This window comes from Paenarthrobacter nitroguajacolicus (assembly GCF_051027655.1).
Taxonomy (GTDB): Bacteria; Actinomycetota; Actinomycetes; order Actinomycetales; family Micrococcaceae; genus Arthrobacter; species Arthrobacter nitroguajacolicus.
The window spans coordinates 1,526,123-1,543,041 of record NZ_CP073234.1 but is presented as its reverse complement, the minus strand read 5'-3'; the positions used below and the strand labels follow the sequence as shown (position 1 = coordinate 1,543,041).

Sequence of the window (16,919 nt, the reverse complement as noted above, 5' to 3'; positions counted from 1 at the left end):
TTGCCGTAACCCACGGACATTAAAGAGTTGCTAGTGGGACGACAGCCGGTTCTTGCTCCATAACGCGAATGCCAGCCCTCCCAGGCCAACCACCAGGACGGCCCCCAGGAGGCCGAACAGTCCGAGCATGTTGGGACCCGAAAATGAGCTCGAAGCCACCGCTCCCGCTTCCGTCTCCTTGCCCTTATCCACCGGCGTGTACCAGTTGGACGACTTGCCCGGGCTTGCGCTTGCGAAGCCCGTGGACGGAGAGGGCGACGGCGTTGCTGACGCCGACGTCGTACCAAGGGTTGCGGTGGGTTCGGACGAGTTCGACGCCGCACCGGTCGCCTGGGGTGCCACAGTGACGAACTGGGTCACCGCCGGTTGTGGCGGAACCTGAACAGGCTGCGGTGCTTGAACCGGCGGTGCTTGAACCGGCGGTGCTTGAACCGGCGGGGCAGGCGCAGGAGCAACCTCAGGCTCCCTGACCCGGGTCGGCTCCGGTTTGGATGACGGGATCTTGTCCGTTTCCGGAGCGAGCCCGGGCTGCGTGGGTTCCGGTTCCGTGGGTGCCTCCGAGGGCAGGCAGAGGATCTTCCCATCGCACGGCGCAGCGTGTGCAGGAACAGCGGGCGCAAACAGCATTCCAACAGCCAGCACGACGGCTGGAATTACGGGGCGTCGCATGTAGGCAGCCTCCTAGCTACGGTTTTCAGGCGGCATGGCGATTTGCAGCTTGCGTACCTTTCCACGGCCCACGATGTACCCGCGGCCCGGGATGAAGTCCTTGCTGATGCGGCCCAAGGAGGTGTTGAGGAGGCTGTCGCCTTCCACATCTCCGGGGTTGAGCAGAAGCCCGCGGCGTCCGGATTTGAACGGCTGGGCAAGGGACCATGCCTGGGACCATGTGGAGGTCTCAGACTCGCCCACCACCCACTGATCAGCCTTGATTGCGGCCGTGACCAAACGTCCTACGCCGGATTCGGCCAAGGTGTCCGTGAACTCGGTGAGGCCCTCGATGAAGATGGCCATGGTGCCAGGGTTGTCCGAGGCTTTGTCGATCAGGTCATCCATTACGTCCGAGACCTCGTCCGGCCCCACCAATGACCTGCTCCAGATGTTCAGTGATGCCACGGCGGAACGCCGTGAACCGATGTAGATCAAATCAGTGCGCGGGTTGGAACGCCGCAAGGCGTAGGCCAAGGTGACCAGGGCGACTGTGCGTCCGGCGCCTGGGGGGCCAGCCAGCAGAAGTGATCCCTTGGCGGCGATGGCCGCCGAACCCAGTGTTTCGTCGTCGACACCAATCACTGGGTTGTCCGGGGCGCCGGTGGGCAGGATGTCCAGGTCCACCAGTTCCGGAAGCCGCTGGATCTGCGGTGCTTGCTCGAGTCCCTGGCGGAGCATCGCCTGACTGAGCTTGGCCACTTCCCGGGCCTGGAGCGCGAGGTTCGAGTTCCCTCCCAACACGGCGAGCTGAACTTCCAGCCCGTCCAGCAGGCCACGCCCGGGAGGCGATGCAGCGTTGAGGACATCCTTGGGGACGTCCAGGGTCATGTAGTCGTCTTCGGAGCTGAGGCGCAGGACCAGCCGCTTCTGGATGGAGGCAAGGAGCGACGCCGGAACAGAGTTGGTGCGGTCACCGCTGACTACCAGGTGGATGCCCAAGGGACGTCCGTCGGTAGCCAGTGTCAGGAAGATGTCCCACAGCGCAGACAAGTTGCTGTACTCGTAGGATTCACGGAAGGAAGACATACCGTCCACCAGGATGAAGATGCGCTTCTCCTCCGGGCGGTTGGCCAGCTGCCGGTATTCGACGATGGTGGAGGCCCGGACCTCAGCGAACCGTGCTGCCCGGTCGTCCGCCACTTCCTTGAGCCAGCGCAGCAGGCGCCCAACGCGCTCCACGTCGTCGCCGTTAATGATTTCGCCAACGTGCGGAAGACCGTCAAGCATCTTGAGTCCCGAGGAACCACAGTCGATGCCATAGACGTGAACCGGCCCACCACGCGGTGTGACAGCCGCAGCGATGGCGATCCCGCGCAGTGCCGCCGACTTACCGGATCCGCCCGTGCCGTAGACGGCCATGTTGCCGTCCTTGTCCGGCTCGTAGAACACTGTGGGCTGGTCCTGGTGGGCGGGGTCATCCGCCACGCCGAGCAGGAGCCGCTCATCGGTCCGCGGGTTGGGAAGCTTGGAGAAATCGTAGGTAGTGGCGAGTTCGTTGAGCCATGGCTTCCGGGGAGGCTCGATGGACAGGACGTCAGCTGCCCGGATGATGTTTCCGGTCATCCTGGCAATGTCGTTGGGTCCGGCGGGTTCTTCTTCAACCTGCGACACCAAGGGCGGTTCCCATGTGGGGCCGGACCCGAATGCCATCTCTACAATGTCGATGCGGGGCCGCTGCGGCTTTTCAGTGGTCCAGCCGCCGGCGTAGCCGGTCTGGAAGCCCTGGATGCGGCCGGGACCTGTCTTCGCGGCACCACGGCCGGGAATGGACGGATCAAAGTAAGCGGCCGTCGGGACGCCAAGGATGTCCGTTGCGTCCACTTCATCGGCCATGCGCAAGGCAACGCGGAGGTTGGTGTTGGCACGCAGGTTGTCTTTGATGACACCGGCGGGCCGCTGCGTGGCCAGGATCAGGTGCAGGCCCAAGGACCGGCCACGGGCGGCGACGTCCACCACTCCGTCAACGAACTCGGGAACTTCGGTAGCCAGCGCCGCGAATTCGTCCACGATGATGATGAGGTACGGGGGTGCCTCGGGATCGGCTTCGCGTTGCAGCGCCAAGAGGTCCTTGGCTTTCTTACGGTTCAGGAGCCGTTCACGGTAGTGGAGTTCTGCCCGCAGGGATGTCAGCGCGCGACGAACCAGGTGCGGGGACAAGTCGGTCACCAGGCCAACGGTGTGCGGCAAGTGCAGGCAGTCGGCGAATGCGGCGCCGCCCTTGTAGTCCACAAACAGGAAGCTGACACGGTCCGGGCTGTAGGCGGCCGCCATGCCCATCACCCAGGACTGGAGGAACTCGGATTTACCGGCACCCGTGGTTCCGCCGACCAGTGCGTGCGGACCTTCGTTCTTGAGGTCGAGGTAGAACGGCTCCACACCTTTGGAACCAACCAGCGCGCGGAGGCTGCCGTTGTCCTTCCGGTTGGGCACGGCCGTGGCGTGGACAGAGTTGTTCTCCTGCCAACGCTCGGCCACGGCCTGTGGATTGTCCATCAGATCCTTGCCGATCAGCGTGGCGTAGGAGACAGCGCGCGGGAGGTCGGAGTCGTCGTCGAGCGGGTTTCCAACATCCACAAGCGGCGACATCATGCGTGCCAGCTGCGTGGCGAGGTCCGCATCGAGGCTTTCACAGCTCACCGGGTACGTGTGGCGGCCCAACCGGACCTGGCCGGTGGTGGTGCCGTGATCGCCGTCCACCGAGAGGAAGTCACGGCATGCCGCGGGAAGGGACTGTACGTTGGCCGCCACCCACATGACGTGCACGCCGTAGTCCGGGCCGCGTTCCACCAACCGCGTGAGACGGCCACGGTCCACGGGGGCGTCGTCTTCAACGATCACCAGGACGGCCGGAACCACGGGACCGGGAACTTCTTCATGCTCGTTCTTCAGTCCAGGCCGCGGATGCGGGCCCGGCTCCTTGGCCATGGATTCGCGTTCTTCCACGAGGCTTTCGAGCCGCGACAACAGGGCAGCACCGGCACCGGGGCCGGCAGCGAGATGATCGCCGGATATGGGGCTGTGGCCTGAACCGACATGCGGTAGCCACTGCAGCCAGTCCCAGCGCTCACGGGAACGGGCCGAGGTCAGTGCCGTGAGGACAACTTCGGCCGGTGAATGGAGTCCCACCAGCTGAAGGACCATGCCGCGGGCCACGTCGTCCACCACGCTGCGGTCCCCCGCCACGCCAAAGGAACCCGAGGTGCGCAGCTGCGACACGATCGGAACGCCTTCAATGACCCGGACCTGCTGCAGGCACTCCTGGATTTCCCGCATGTACTGCGGTTCAGTTTCATTGGCGCCCGGTTCGTCGAACTGGATGCGCGATGGTGCGGAGCCCAGTCCGAAGCGCACCCCCAGGAAGTGCTGATGCTCCGGGCGGTGCGTCCAGAGAAGTGGCCCGAGTTTGTAGATCGCGTCCACGGTGTCACTCACGGACGGCGCTTCCTGGAGCCTGACAGCGCGCTCAATGTTCTGCTGCTTGTCGATGTCCTCACGGAACGCCAGCATGGCGGCTTTGAACTGTTTGTGGCCTTCCTTGGCCTGCCGCTTGCTCTGCATTTTGTGGTCCACATAGTGCCCCACAATGAACAGCGGCATCATCGCCATGAAAATCACGGAGAGCAGGTTCTGCGTGAAAGCGAAGAGCACACCGCCCATCAGGAGCGGCGCGATCAGCATGATGTAAGGGAAGGGCTGGTGTTCCGGGCGCTTCGGCCCCGCAGGCGGCACGCGCTTGGGCGACTCGAACCTGGGCAACACGCGCGGCGAGCGATTGAAATCCACCAGCGGCGACGACGGAGCCCCGCCGTGGTTCCGGGAAAGGGCAACGACGCCCACGGAAGTATCACCCAAAGTAACGGTGTCGGAGGATTCGAGTGTTGCCCGGGTTACCGGCAGCCCATCCATGAGGAGGCCGTTGGCGGAGTTCGTGTCCACGATTTCCACGGTTTCGCCCACCGTGATCCGCGCATGGCGCTTGGACGTCAGCGGGTCCGACAAACGAATGTCGGCGTCACGGTCCCGGCCGATGTAGCTGGTGCCGAAAGGCAGTGAAAATTCGCGTCCGACGTCGGGCCCTGACATCACCCGCAACGTCGCCGCTGCCGGTCCCCTGCCATTGCCGTTGGCGTGCCCGTTGGATGCGAACTGCTCGCTGACCTGCGCGAGTGAGACCTTGGACCCTGGCCGCAGCCCCGACTCCAGCAGGTTGTCCGTCGGCCGCAGGACGTGCCCGGAGAGCCCCCCGCCAACGAAAGCCTCGTCCACGCTGATGGACAGGTTCGACGGCGGTTCGGTCCCCTTTCGTGCGGGGTCGGCAGCCCAAAGTTCGGTGGCAATATCAGCCACGGTGGCACGACCATCCACCGTTACGGCGAGGTCCTTTGCTTCCGCAGGGTCACGCCGCAAGGTAAGGCGGAACTTCATCCTTCGTCGACTCCACTCATTTTTTCAAGGAGATGCAGGTCAGCCGGAGTCACAAGGTGTGATGTCACAGCGTGTTCCACCAAGCGCGCCCGGCGGTTGGTGGCAAGTTTTCCAACCCCGCCGCGGAGGCCCACGACGCCTACGCGGTCAAGTTTGTCGCAGACGTTGTCCAACTTGCGGTTGAAACGGGTCAGGGCCCAGCCCAGTCGCTTCGCGGCCTCGGCAGATGACGGAATGGCGCTAAAGCCGGTGCCATCGCGCCGTAACATGGGTTCGGCCAAGGCAACGATGAGCGCCTTTTGCGAATCAGTGAAGACCACGGGTCCGATCGTGGTGTCCCCCGCTTGGTCGTCATCGCGTGCTTCGTGCCGGAAGGACGGTGTCTTCAAGTGAACAGCGAACTCGTAGGTGGTAGGTCCGGCCGTGAAAATCACGTTGGTGTGGCTGAAGACCAGCGGAATCCTCGCCCCGGGCGCAAGCCAGGCCTGCATGCCGCCGGAGCCGTCAGCAATGGTGGCGGACAGCATGCTGCCGACGTTGCTGAGCCACCACATGCCGTCGTAGCGCGCGATCTGCAGGAAGCGTCGGTGCAGATAAGGGTTGTCGTCCACTTCCAAGTCACCTTCGCGTCCAATATCGAAGATGTCCTCGTCGGATGGTTCGTACCATTCCCCACAGAAATCTATTGCTAGATCCCCCATGATCTGTGCCTCCTCAGTCGGCGGTAAGTAAGTCTCATGTGCCGTTTACTCGTCCAGGCAGGCGATGGAATCCGGCCCGCCGGGTGAGGCACTGCCGTCAGCCCGGACAATAATTGCCTGCACGCAGATGGGTGGGTCAGCCAGCGCGCCGAGGAACGCCTTTCCAGTGGACGTGGTCTCATAGACGCCTTCGGATTTTGCCGACTTGACCCGCCATTTGAACGTGTCTCCGGGCAACGGGTCCGGGTTTGTCCAGGAGAAGACAACGATATTCCGGTCCTTGGTGTCCCGCGCCGCGGACATTCCCGCCACCTCCGGAACACTGCCGTCGCTCAAAGCGTCTGCTGGCGGCTTGCTTGACGTTTCCGTAGGTGCAACCTTGGGCTGCGCCTGAGCGCCCAACACCACGCCCACCACAATGGCCACTACCAGCACTGCCGCGCCAGTGGCGGCAAACCACAGGTTGCGCTTGCCGTGATCTGCCTGCGGGGCATCCTCCTGCGTGACCGGAGAGGCCCCGGAGGGAGCGTTGGAGCGGCTGACGGTTGCGCCAAGATCGTCCTGGGGACGCGAAGGTTGCCAGCCACGCAGCACTGTGGACTCTGCCGTGTCAGGCTCAGCCGGAGCGTTTTGGCTGCCGGGGGCCGTGTACGATCCCGGTGCAGTGTACGAACCCGGCGCCGTGTATCCCGATGCCGGAGCGTGAAACTGCGGTGGGGCCGAAGGCCCCGTGTGGGACGGGACCGTTTGCGGAGGGTTGGCGGACTGGGCCGGTTGTTGTGTCGGCTGCTGGGTGGCTCCGGGAACCGTGGACGGGAAGGTTCGCGCCGGGAAAGTGGGCGCTGAGCCTGTGGTGGCGGTTCCTGAGGCGTCGGGATCGATCGAAGCGATGCTCCGGACCCGGGTTTCCTCGAAGTTGTCGTCCGGGTGCTGGTCGTCCCCGTGCCCGGGTTCTTCCAGAACCTCGAATGGCGTCACAGACAGGTTCAGTTCAGCCTGGATCCGCTGCAGTGCCAGCGCGAAAGCGTGCGCCGAGGAATAACGGGATTCCGGTGACTTGGCCATGGACGTGGCGAGAACGAGTTCCAGGGACTCCGGAACGTCGGCACGGCCCAGCCTGGGCAGTGGTGAGTTGGTGATGCGGGAGATCAGTTCCCGCTGCGAGTTGTCCTGTCCCGGGAGGACAAAGGGCGAACGACCCGCCAGCAGCGTGTACAGCGTTGCACCCAGGGCCCAAATGTCCACAGGAACACCATCAACGGCACCTCCGCGGAACTGCTCCGGCGGAGACCACGGGATCGACATGCCGGCGTCGTCCTCGGTGTCAGCGCCGATGGTGCCGGAGATACCAAAGTCAGTCAGGGCAGGCCGGTTGTAATCGGTGACGAGGATGTTGGCAGGCTTGATGTCCCGGTGCACAATTCCGGCCCGGTGAGCGGTCTCGACGGCGGAAGCCACCTGGATGCCGACGGCCAGGACCTCATCCACGCTGAAGCGCTGGCGACGATAGCGGACGTCGAGGCTCGGCCTGGAGCAGTACTCCATGGCGAGGTACGAGTGTCCGTTTTCGGTGATCTCGGCTTCGAAGATCGTCACGATGTAAGGGTGCGACGACAACTGCGCCATGAGGTTCGCTTCGGACTCGAAACGGCGGCGGGCCCCTTCGGTCTTCAAATCGGACAACAGCACCTTGACCGCTACTTTTCGGCGCGGTCGATCCTGCTCATAAAGGTAGACATCCGAGAAGCCACCGGAGCCGAGCAGGCTGATGTACTTGAAACCCGGGATGGGTGGAGGCGGCGCGGGGGGCCTCTTGGAACTCAAAGAATCTCCTCGAAACGCAATGAAATGTTGTCGCCCAGCTCGGCGATGTCGCCGTCCAGCAGGATGGCCATTTCGTTTTGGGCCAGCCGGCGGGGTGCCTGGCCTTCCCGGATGAGCACGGTGCCGTTGGTTGCCTTCAGGTCGCACAGCATGACGTGCCAACCCTCAAGCCGGACTTCCACATGGGAGCGGGAAATATCCCCACCAGGGCTGTCCACTTGGACCAGACGCGGCATGGTGCCGCCTTGCACGCGGGAAACCGACGGCTGGCGGCCGATGATGAGCGACTGGTCAAGATCAATCAACTCCCCCGTAGACAAACGCATCCGGCCCAGCCTTGGACGTGGGACGTGGATGGCGTCGCCGGAAACGGCAACACCGCACACCGAACACTGCGGGTACGTTGGCGGGTTGGCGTGGCCTTGGGAGCACATCCGTGCCAAAACGCTCGGCCCGTTGACGGCTGACGCCTCCGCGCGTCCAACAACAGCCTTTGCACCGGACTCATCGGGGGGAAGGCTACTTTTCATGATGGTCTGTCCGTCATGGTCAGAGTCCTCGTCCGCGGCCATGGCCGCCGGAGCCGACGACCAAGCGGCCGGCACTTGGGCCGCAGGATCGGCTACGGGCCTGGACGGAACTGACTGCTGGTCACTGCCCGGTTCAGGGGCCGAGGAACTGCTGCGCAGCCAGGGAACGGAGTCAATCAGGCCACTTGGTGCTTCGGCGGACGGGGTTGGCGACAGATTCACCGGCGCCGGCGACATCTGTTCCATAGCTGGTGGGGCATCCGGTGCAGCGGACGCAGGCGAGTCATGGTCGTCAGACCCTTCGTCCGTGCGGACTGCAGCGTCCTCGATGTTGCGCATCACCGTCTTGTCCCATAGGTGGTCATAGTTTGTGGTGTTTTCCAGCGACGGAAGGATTGGATCAGTGGTACTCGTGTGGACGGGCACCTCGGATGCTTCCGTATCTGCCCCGCTGGCTGGTTCCAGCTCCGCATCCACGGGAGAAACCGACTGCGCCGGTACAGCATCCCCGGCCTGCTCAGGCGCTTCCCCGGCCACCTGATTCGCCGGCGCCACCGCTTCCTCAGGAACAGGTAACGCGGCGATGCCATTCTCCTCGACGGCCGCCTGCACTTCGGCAACAGCCGGTTCCCGGGCAATGAAGGGCTCGCTGACGGAAGGTTCGATGCTGGAAGGTTCGCTGGCGGGGATCAAATGACCCGGTGCGATCGTCAGGCCCAGGTCCGCTTCCGCGTAGCCAATCATGGTTTCATCGGATACGGCTGCGGGCCGGACCTCAGGTTTACTGTCAGCGGGGGCGGCAGCCCGGGCCGAGGCCTCTAGCGAGGCCAGGAGCACCACGCCCTCCCCCAGCGGAAGACTGTTCAGGGGCGAGCCATTCAGCGGCAGGCCTCCACCCGACGTCGGAATTCCCGCAGACGGGGCAGGCTTGTTCCCTATCCGGACGCTGTAAGAGTCGGCGTCTGCAAGTCGCCGTTCAGTCCAGGTGGTGACGTCACGCCCTGTGAGGTGTTCCTCGCCTCCGGCCATCTGCACAACGAGTTCGAGATCCCCCCGAAGGAACACACGAAGTGCGTCCTTTGAGTCGATGATTCCGAAAGGCGGGATGCGGCTGAGGGAAACTCCAAAGGCATCCGTCACCTCATGAAGGACTTCGTGGGCCTCGGGTGCGGACGCCAGCAACTCCCAAACGGTGTCGATCAGTGCGTGCGGCGTGTCAGGGCCCAGAAGCACCACGGTTCCGTTCCGCACTACACCGAACCAGTCACCCTGCTGATATCTGCTCAGCGAAAGGTGGTTACCGCTTGCCATCGGCGCCTTCCTCCTGCCCATCCCCTGCGACCTCGTCGGTGCCATTCACCCAGGCCCGGGGAAGAGTATCTTCTTCAACCTCGGACGCAACCTCGGGGCGCGGCGCAGTGGTGGCGATGCCGGCGTCGTTCAGGACGTTCTTTGCGTCCACGACGATGACGGTGACGTTGTCCCTGCCACCGCTTCTCAGGGCAGCCTGGATCAGTGCGTCCACGGCATCCTGCGGATGGGCAACGGTGCTAAGGATGCGGAACATGTGGTCATCGCCCAGTTCCCCGTTGAGACCGTCCGAGCAGATCATGATCCGGTCACCTTCCTGGATGGGAAGCAACCAGAAATCGGCCTCGGTTTCGTCGCCGGTACCCAAGGCGCGGGTAACAACGTGGCGGCGAGGGTGGACGGTAGCCTGCTCCGCTGTGATATCCCCGGAATCAACCAGTTCCTGCACCTCGGAGTGGTCAACGCTTACCTGTGCAAACTCCCCTTGGCTGAGGCGGTAAGTCCTGGAATCGCCGATGTTCATCACCAGCCAGTAGGGCAGGCCCATCTGCTCCACCACCACGACGCCGGACAGCGTAGTCCCGGCGCGCGCTCCCGTTGCGTTGCGGATGGCAGCGTCGGCCTTCAGCAAGCATGACTGCAGGTCGGCCGCTGAAGCCGTGCGCACGCCGGCCGACAATTCAGGGGCGCTGCCCAAAGCCCTGACGCACATGCCGCTGGCGATCTCGCCCGCCTCATGCCCGCCCATGCCGTCAGCAACGGCGAAGACGGGGTCTGACGCAATGAACGAGTCTTCGTTCAGTTCGCGGCGAAGCCCGCGGTCCGTTCCGTACCCGTAGCTGAGCCGAAAAGAGGATCCGCCTGCGGCGGGACCCGCCTCGGCGTTGGCGGGTGTGGCCGGCTGTGAATTCATGCTTGTCCTAGGTGGAAGGAACGGTCCCCGAAGTGAACGGTGGAACCGGGACGGACAAAGCTCGCTTCGCCCGGGTGGAGCCTGGTCTGGATGCCGTCAGGGGTGGTGACAGCGCTGCCATTGGTGGAGTTACGGTCCGTGACCCAGACGCCGTCGCCATCAACGCGCAGGTGCAGATGCGTTTTGGAGATCGACCGGCCGGGGTCTGCCACTGGCAGCAGTTGTTCCACGGTTTCCCCGGGCTGCGGCGCCGGGTTCCGGCCGAGGAGGACAGACCCGCCCAACTGGACGTCCTGGCCGTCGTCGATCCGAATCCGCAGGACGGCCTGGGCACGGGCTGCGCCGGGGCGCATCTGGGTGCGCTCCACGTCGTCGTCCGGATGGGCGGCGGCCGCGGGTGCCTGCTGTGGTGCGACCACGCCGGGGCTCGATGACGCTGGTGCGATCGGTGCTGTTGGTGTGTGCGCTGCCGGAGTGCGGGGTGCCGGCGTGAAGGGCGCTGTGGGTGGGCGCCACTGGTTAGGATCATGCGAAGGCTGGCCAGCCGGTGCCGCGGGAGAGGCCTGCGCCGGAACCGGAAGTGGATTCGCGCTCGGACGCGCGCCCTGTGTTGGCCCGGAAGGGACCGGGGAAGCGACGGGCTGAACCGGAGGGAGATCCATAGGCGCGAAACTGTAGGGACCTTGGATGCCACCCGTGGTTACCGGATTGCGACCGGCGTTCACATCGAACACCAAGGACTTTGCCGCTTTGTCCTGCCAGCCACGCAGCTTGCCATTGGTGTCCCAGGCGTTGGATACGACTACAAGGAAAGCCCAAACTACACCGAGGAACATCAGCGGCAGGGCGATCCACAACACCAGTCCGATCTGTCCAAGCGCCGACAAGATGACGGCAACAATGGACCCCAGCAGCAAGAGGCCGCCAGTGAGGATCCCCCGAACAAAAACAACACCCGCGCCGGGCGCATAGCCATCAGCATCCGCACTGCGGATGCCCATCAGCTGGTTGCCGATGGTATTTCCTGACTTCGCCTCCAGACCAAGGAGGACAAAGATGTACACCACGGTCACGCCTAAACCGATGCTCCCCAGGAGAACCAACAGGCCAGTGTCATAGACAATGAAGCCGTTGCGGCGGGTCTGCGTGATGCCGGCAATTCCCAGAGCGAACGTGGTGGCAAGCACGGCAAAGGGTCCCAGCCAATCCAGCACAGCTGCGCCCAGGCGTTTCCCGGCAGAGGCGGGCGCCAATTCGAGCTTGGTGGTCATTGTGGTCCCTCCCCCTGGCCCAGGCATACGGTCCGGCATGGTTTTTGCTCCGTGCTGCATCGGCGACGCCGGAGCCGACACTACCGAGATACTACCGGGATCGGAGAAACCATGCCGGTTGGCGAACTCCAACGCCGCCTTCTGGGCATGGTTGATATTGCCTTCCTTGCGGGCGCCACGGTTATTCAGGGGTGAACCGCACTGCGTGCAGAACGTCGCGCCCGGGCGAACCGGATGCCGGCAAGCCGGACAAAGTTCTGTCTCATTGCTCATCAGTGGTGTCCTTCTTGAACGGCAACGTGAAGCGGCGCGTCGCAGGGTCGGTAGTGCCCTGTTGACGGCGACGAAGGGCCGCGCGGCCATCTGACAGCAACGAGCGTGGCGAGAACCGTGCCTGCTGCCGTTTCCAGAAGCCGACGCTTCCCGTAATGTCCGTCAACGATGTATCAACGATCTCCCAGTACTCCTTGACCTGGTCCTCACTGGGTTGGCCCGCGCCGAACACAGCGGCGTCGGCCCGGTGGGCAAGCAGGGTGGTGGTAGTTCCGGTAGTGGGGAACGCGTCAGCAATGACCGAGGCCGACTCGCGCCTGGTGGACTTGGTGTCAATCGAGGCACCCATATCGGTGACCAGGCTCAGCACTTCGTTCCATCCGGCGCCAACCCGCTGGGCCGGGTGGCCATCACGGAAACGGGCCTTCCGGCGTCGTGATTTCAGCAGGAGAATCAGCAGCAGCGGCAAGGCGAGGATCCCCAACGGAATCAGTGCCACGCCAATAGCCGCGAGCAGCGGGCCCCAGAAAAGCCACGGGTTGTTTTTCTTCTCGTCTGCATCCAGGGCATCCGGGGTGGAATCCGGCGGCAGGTCAGCGGGCTCCTGCGGCGGGGGCGGCGGCTGCAGTACCTGCGGCTTGGGTTTGGACTTGTTTTCCGGGTCCGGCGGGATGGGCACGTTGTCCTTGGGCGGGGTGGGATCGAAGGCAACCCATCCCACGCGGTCAAACGCCACCTCAACCCAGGCGTGGACGTCCTTACCCGTGATCTTGATATCCCCGGCGCCGTTCTCAGGGCTCTTGGGGTCAGGATAGAACCCCATGACCACGCGGGAAGGAATACCAAGGTGGCGGAGCATGAGGGACATGGACACGGCGTATTGCTCGTCGTCCCCCAGCATCTGCTTGGCCGAGAGCATGTTGCGGACGCGCGCAGCACTGTGGCCGGGAAGGCTCGGGAGCTGCCCTTCGGCCACCAGGCCATTGCTGAAAGCACCGCTCTTCTGGAAATGTGCCTCAATCTGTCGGACACGGTCAATGGCAGTCGGTGCATCCGCGGAAATCTGGTTCGCCTGGGAAGCCACGATCGGTGGCACTTCCTCCGCTTCCGGCAGCGTGAGCTTCGCGAAGTCGTACTGCGTGAGCTGGCCGTGCTCCAGCGTCCCGGGGTCCGAGACCTGCACGGTGTAGTTCTCGCCCTTGGACAGGCCCTTGGTGGTCACGGCCGTGTCCGTGCCGGCGTTGAAGTAGAGCCCGGAAGCGGCCCCCGAAGTGTCCGCGAAACTCATACCCGTCGTGTGCCGGCCACCAGGCACGAAGTAGCCTTGGTAATCCTCTACGGTGATGTCCAGTGTGTAGTTGGTGCCCTCCACCGGGCTCCCGGAATCGGCCAGGGTGTTCAGCGACCGGGCATCGCCCACCTTGCTGAAGTTGCCGGAGCTGTTGGGATCCATGCTGTAGTTCACACCGTTGAAGGCGTCCAGTGCCGCCAACCGGACGCGTGCGTCTTTGGGCAGCCCCTTGACCGTGAACAGCGTGCTGTCCTTCTCGTCCTTGACGAAGTTACGGAAGCTTGCAAGGGGTGTCACGTACTCCCGCGGATCGAACGGCGGGACAATCGTGTTGCGGAGCACCTTCCGGTCGTCGCTGGCGGTCACCAACGGCGAGGCGATAGCGGTGACCCCCACCGCAACAACGATCACGGCTGCAGCAGTCCCCAGGCGGCGGAGCTGGCCGCGGCGGGCGGTGGCGGCGTCGGAACCCGGCCTATTGGCCGAAACGGTCTTGGTGCTGTTCCGCCGGAGCACATCACGGCGGAACGTCGCCCACACGATGGACACAATGGTCAGCGAGACGCCGCGCTCCACATTGAGGAAACCCGCGCTGGTACTGAAAGCGATGCCCGTGACAAAGAGGACCAGCACCGGCAGCAACGGCCAGTACGGGCTCTTCAAACGCCACGTCAGCAGACCAGCGGCCAGAGCAGTCACCAGTGAACTGAGGAACGGCACAATGAGCATGCCATTCGCTGTCCCCACAGGAACGCCAACGGTGAGCATGTCCTTCCAGGCAAACACGATGCCCAGCAGGAGCGTACGCAAGGAGTCGAGGCTGGGCAGGAATCCGAAGACAGCCGAATCCGGCACGGCCAATGCCGAGCCAAATACCATGTAGGCGCCGAAGGTCACGGCAGCCGTGATGAGCAGTCCCAGGCGGAAGCGCACGTTGAGGACAGCGATGCCCAGCCCCAGCAGCACACCACCCAGACCGGCGATGAGGTAGTGGGCGTCTCCCCCGAAGCTTAGGGTGAAACCGAGGACGCCAAGGAACAGCAGCACCAGGAGCGCCCCACAGTCGACGGCGAAATGCCAGGCTGGCCTGCCGTCGTCGAATATCGATCCTCCGGCGCCGCGGGCGGCGGACCGGGTTGCCTTAGCTGCGCGGGGACGCACCCGGAGATGAGGAGCGGTGCTCATGCTGCCGCCTTTCGAAGAACTATGGCGAGATCGTCCAGGTCGCCGACCGTGAGGACCGTCAGGTCCGCGATGTTGGCCCTCGACGGCGCTGCTCCGGGTTGGACACGGACCGCCAGGCTCCGCACACCCGGGGGAACGGACGAGGCCGCGGAGCGCAGTTGCGTGGCTGTCACGTGGCTGCCCACTACGAAGAACACCACGGAGGCGTTGGGGACAGTGTCCGAAAGGGTGCGCGCGAGGTCGACGGCGGTCTTCCGCATGGGTGCCCCGACAATGCGGGTCATGTCGTCCAGCAGGTTCCGGCCGGTTTCGCAGCGGAGCGGCCCCTTCTGGGTCAGGACATCCAACTCACGCTGCTCGCGGATGGCCTGCCTGCCAATGGAAGCGGCCACAGAGATGGCCATTTCGAACTCAGACCCGGAGTCATACTCGTCCGTGTTGATGGAGAGCGAGATGGCCAGGTGTGCGCGCCGGGTCTCCTCGAACTGGCGAACCATGAGCTTATTGGTGCGGGCTGTGGTCTTCCAGTGGATGTGTCGCCGATCGTCCCCGGGAACGTAGTCCCGCAAGGCATGGAAGGAGACATCCGCGCTGGACAACTCCGTGGTGGGCATGCCCTCAAGGTCGCGGATGAAACCTGCGGCCGAGCTCCCCAGCGACACGGTCCGGGGGTGTACGAACAGGTCCACCGGGTCGGTCCACATCACGCGGCGCCGCAGCAAGTGGAGTGGGTCGGCGCGAACAGAGCGGACCGGACCCACGACAATCACTGCACGCCGGGCCGTAGGGATGGTGAAGAGATCCTCGTGCACCTGTGCCGGCTTCATGCGGGGCAAATGGAAAACGGCCGTGTTGGAACCCACCGGCAGCTCCAACGCTGCAGGCAACAACGGCCTCGTGGACACGTTGGAGACGGCAATGCTGCCCACAGCGTCATCCCCTACAGCCACCCGTGTGCGGGCTAGGTCCAGAACCACGCCGTAGGCCGAGCGGCCCACGATGAAGCCGATGGCAAGGAGGAACAGCAGGAACGCCACCATGGCAGCTGACTTGGCTTCCTGCCAACCCCATGCCTGTCCCGCCCACCAGAGACCGATCGAGGCAGCCAACACTACCCACCCGAGCAGGCTCACTACCGCGAGGACGGGCCACACGTACTTCAGCCAGACAGCCCTGACCTTGCTCCACCCTGGCGCAAGGAATTCGCCTGCGGTTCCGACTGCTTCCGACCATACGGCTGCGGGGTGGAGCTTGCTGGTTTTGCTGCGTTGGCTTGACCGGCCGGGGCGCTTGCCCGGCTCGTTGCCAAGGCCGCGCAGGGAACGCATCTTGCCGCCAAGAGCGGACGTAGCGCGTTTCAACGAGTCAGCAGCCCTGTTCAGGGGTGTGCTGGAGGACATGTCTGGGCCTTTGTTCGAGCTGGGTGCGGTGGGGACTAGTGTTTAGGCGCTCGCGCGTTGCTGCGGTGCCGCGACGTCAGCGAGGACGCGGTTGAGCACCACCTCGGGTGTTGCGCCGGAGAATTCGGCTTCGGGGTCCATCACCAAACGGTGCGTCCACACCACTGGGGCGAGCTCCTTGATGTCATCCGGCAGAACGAAGTTGCGGCTCTGGCTGGCGGCCCACACCTTCGCAGCGCGGACCATGGCCAAAGCGCCACGAACAGAAACACCAAGCCGCGTTTCAGAGGCATTGCGGGTCTCTTCGCAGAGGCGGGAAATGTACTCGAGCACCGCGGTGTCCACGTGGGTGGTGGCTGCCAGGTCTGCCATGTCCGCTACGGCCTGAGTGGTGATCAGCGCGCTGAGGTCCTTCGAACGGTCCTTCAGGTTGGCCCCGCCCAGCAGCCGGACGGTGGAGGCGTGATCCGGGTAGCCAATGGAGGTCTTAATCAGGAAGCGGTCAAGCTGGGCCTCGGGCAGGCGGTAGGTGCCTGCCTGTTCGATGGGGTTCTGGGTTGCCAGGACCATGAACGGGCGGCCGGCCTCGTACGTAGTGCCGTCCACGGTTACGCGGGATTCCTCCATGACTTCCAACAACGCGGACTGCGTCTTAGGAGAAGCACGGTTGATCTCGTCAGCCAGGACGATGTTGTTGAACACCGGGCCCTTGTGGAATTCGAACTTCTGGGTCTTTTGATCGTAGATGGTCACACCGGTCACGTCAGACGGCAGGAGGTCAGGCGTGAACTGGATGCGGTTATGCGAACCCTGGACCGTCGCGGCCAAGGCACGGGCGAGGGAGGTCTTACCCGTACCCGGTGCGTCTTCAAACAGGACATGGCCTTCGGCCATCATCGCCGTGAACGTCAGCCGGATGACGTGTTCCTTGCCCAACACGGCCTTGCCCACGTTGGCAACGAGCTTCTCGAACGTTTCTGCAAACCACGCGGCCTGCTCGTTTGTCATGGTCATCGGTTGATCCTGTTCCTTGGGTGTGTTCGGAGTGTTGGGTTGAAGTTGTTGCTAAAAGCCAGGCGATGGG

General features: G+C 64.0%; 10 protein-coding genes. All 10 read right to left on the bottom strand.

Going from position 1 to position 16,919, the window contains the following annotated elements:
* Positions 1 to 30: 30 nt before the first annotated feature.
* The 10 genes from KCX59_RS07485 to KCX59_RS07440 are packed head-to-tail and all read right to left on the bottom strand — an operon-like array spanning position 31 to position 16,849.
* The gene (locus tag KCX59_RS07485; protein ID WP_179019116.1) at positions 31 to 669 is read right to left on the bottom strand and encodes a hypothetical protein; all 639 of its coding nucleotides are present in this window, start codon (positions 667 to 669) and stop codon (positions 31 to 33) included.
* Between the two features lie 12 nt (positions 670 to 681).
* Complete coding sequence (locus KCX59_RS07480) at positions 682 to 5,136, bottom strand: FtsK/SpoIIIE domain-containing protein (RefSeq protein ID WP_179019117.1); 4,455 nt, start codon at positions 5,134 to 5,136, stop codon at positions 682 to 684.
* A complete protein-coding gene (locus tag KCX59_RS07475) occupies positions 5,133 to 5,837 on the bottom strand; it encodes a hypothetical protein (protein ID WP_017199350.1) in 705 nt (234 codons plus the stop codon). The genes KCX59_RS07480 and KCX59_RS07475 overlap by 4 nt, the downstream gene beginning before the upstream one ends.
* 45 nt (positions 5,838 to 5,882) lie before the next feature.
* Entirely contained in the window at positions 5,883 to 7,661 is a 1,779-nt protein-coding gene (locus KCX59_RS07470; protein ID WP_179019119.1) for a serine/threonine-protein kinase, read from the bottom strand.
* Positions 7,658 to 9,502 carry an FHA domain-containing protein gene (locus tag KCX59_RS07465; RefSeq protein ID WP_179019121.1) on the bottom strand — a complete coding sequence of 615 codons (1,845 nt, stop codon included), beginning with the start codon at positions 9,500 to 9,502 and terminating at the stop codon, positions 7,658 to 7,660. Before KCX59_RS07465 ends, KCX59_RS07470 begins: the two co-directional genes overlap by 4 nt.
* Positions 9,489 to 10,415, bottom strand: coding sequence for a PP2C family protein-serine/threonine phosphatase (locus tag KCX59_RS07460; RefSeq protein ID WP_178996512.1), 927 nt, complete (start codon positions 10,413 to 10,415; stop codon positions 9,489 to 9,491). Before KCX59_RS07460 ends, KCX59_RS07465 begins: the two co-directional genes overlap by 14 nt.
* A complete protein-coding gene (locus KCX59_RS07455; protein WP_179019123.1) occupies positions 10,412 to 11,959 on the bottom strand; it encodes an RDD family protein in 1,548 nt (515 codons plus the stop codon). Before KCX59_RS07455 ends, KCX59_RS07460 begins: the two co-directional genes overlap by 4 nt.
* Positions 11,949 to 14,435, bottom strand: coding sequence for a transglutaminase domain-containing protein (locus tag KCX59_RS07450; protein WP_178996516.1), 2,487 nt, complete (start codon positions 14,433 to 14,435; stop codon positions 11,949 to 11,951). Before KCX59_RS07450 ends, KCX59_RS07455 begins: the two co-directional genes overlap by 11 nt.
* On the bottom strand, positions 14,432 to 15,835 hold the full coding sequence (locus KCX59_RS07445) for a DUF58 domain-containing protein (RefSeq protein ID WP_179019125.1): 1,404 nt from the start codon (positions 15,833 to 15,835) through the stop codon (positions 14,432 to 14,434). Before KCX59_RS07445 ends, KCX59_RS07450 begins: the two co-directional genes overlap by 4 nt.
* 42 nt (positions 15,836 to 15,877) lie before the next feature.
* A complete protein-coding gene (locus KCX59_RS07440) occupies positions 15,878 to 16,849 on the bottom strand; it encodes an AAA family ATPase (RefSeq protein ID WP_091466258.1) in 972 nt (323 codons plus the stop codon).
* Positions 16,850 to 16,919: the final 70 nt, after the last annotated feature.

Bases quoted from the DNA above. Each gene is read 5' to 3' on its own strand.
- KCX59_RS07485 (WP_179019116.1), bottom strand. From the start codon at position 669: ATGCGACGCCCCGTAATTCCAGCCGTCGTGCTGGCTGTTGGAATGCTG.
- KCX59_RS07480 (WP_179019117.1), bottom strand. From the start codon at position 5,136: ATGAAGTTCCGCCTTACCTTGCGGCGTGACCCTGCGGAAGCAAAGGAC.
- KCX59_RS07475 (WP_017199350.1), bottom strand. From the start codon at position 5,837: ATGGGGGATCTAGCAATAGATTTCTGTGGGGAATGGTACGAACCATCC.
- KCX59_RS07465 (WP_179019121.1), bottom strand. From the start codon at position 9,502: ATGGCAAGCGGTAACCACCTTTCGCTGAGCAGATATCAGCAGGGTGAC.
- KCX59_RS07460 (WP_178996512.1), bottom strand. From the start codon at position 10,415: ATGAATTCACAGCCGGCCACACCCGCCAACGCCGAGGCGGGTCCCGCC.
- KCX59_RS07455 (WP_179019123.1), bottom strand. From the start codon at position 11,959: ATGAGCAATGAGACAGAACTTTGTCCGGCTTGCCGGCATCCGGTTCGC.
- KCX59_RS07450 (WP_178996516.1), bottom strand. From the start codon at position 14,435: ATGAGCACCGCTCCTCATCTCCGGGTGCGTCCCCGCGCAGCTAAGGCA.
- KCX59_RS07445 (WP_179019125.1), bottom strand. From the start codon at position 15,835: ATGTCCTCCAGCACACCCCTGAACAGGGCTGCTGACTCGTTGAAACGC.
- KCX59_RS07440 (WP_091466258.1), bottom strand. From the start codon at position 16,849: ATGACCATGACAAACGAGCAGGCCGCGTGGTTTGCAGAAACGTTCGAG.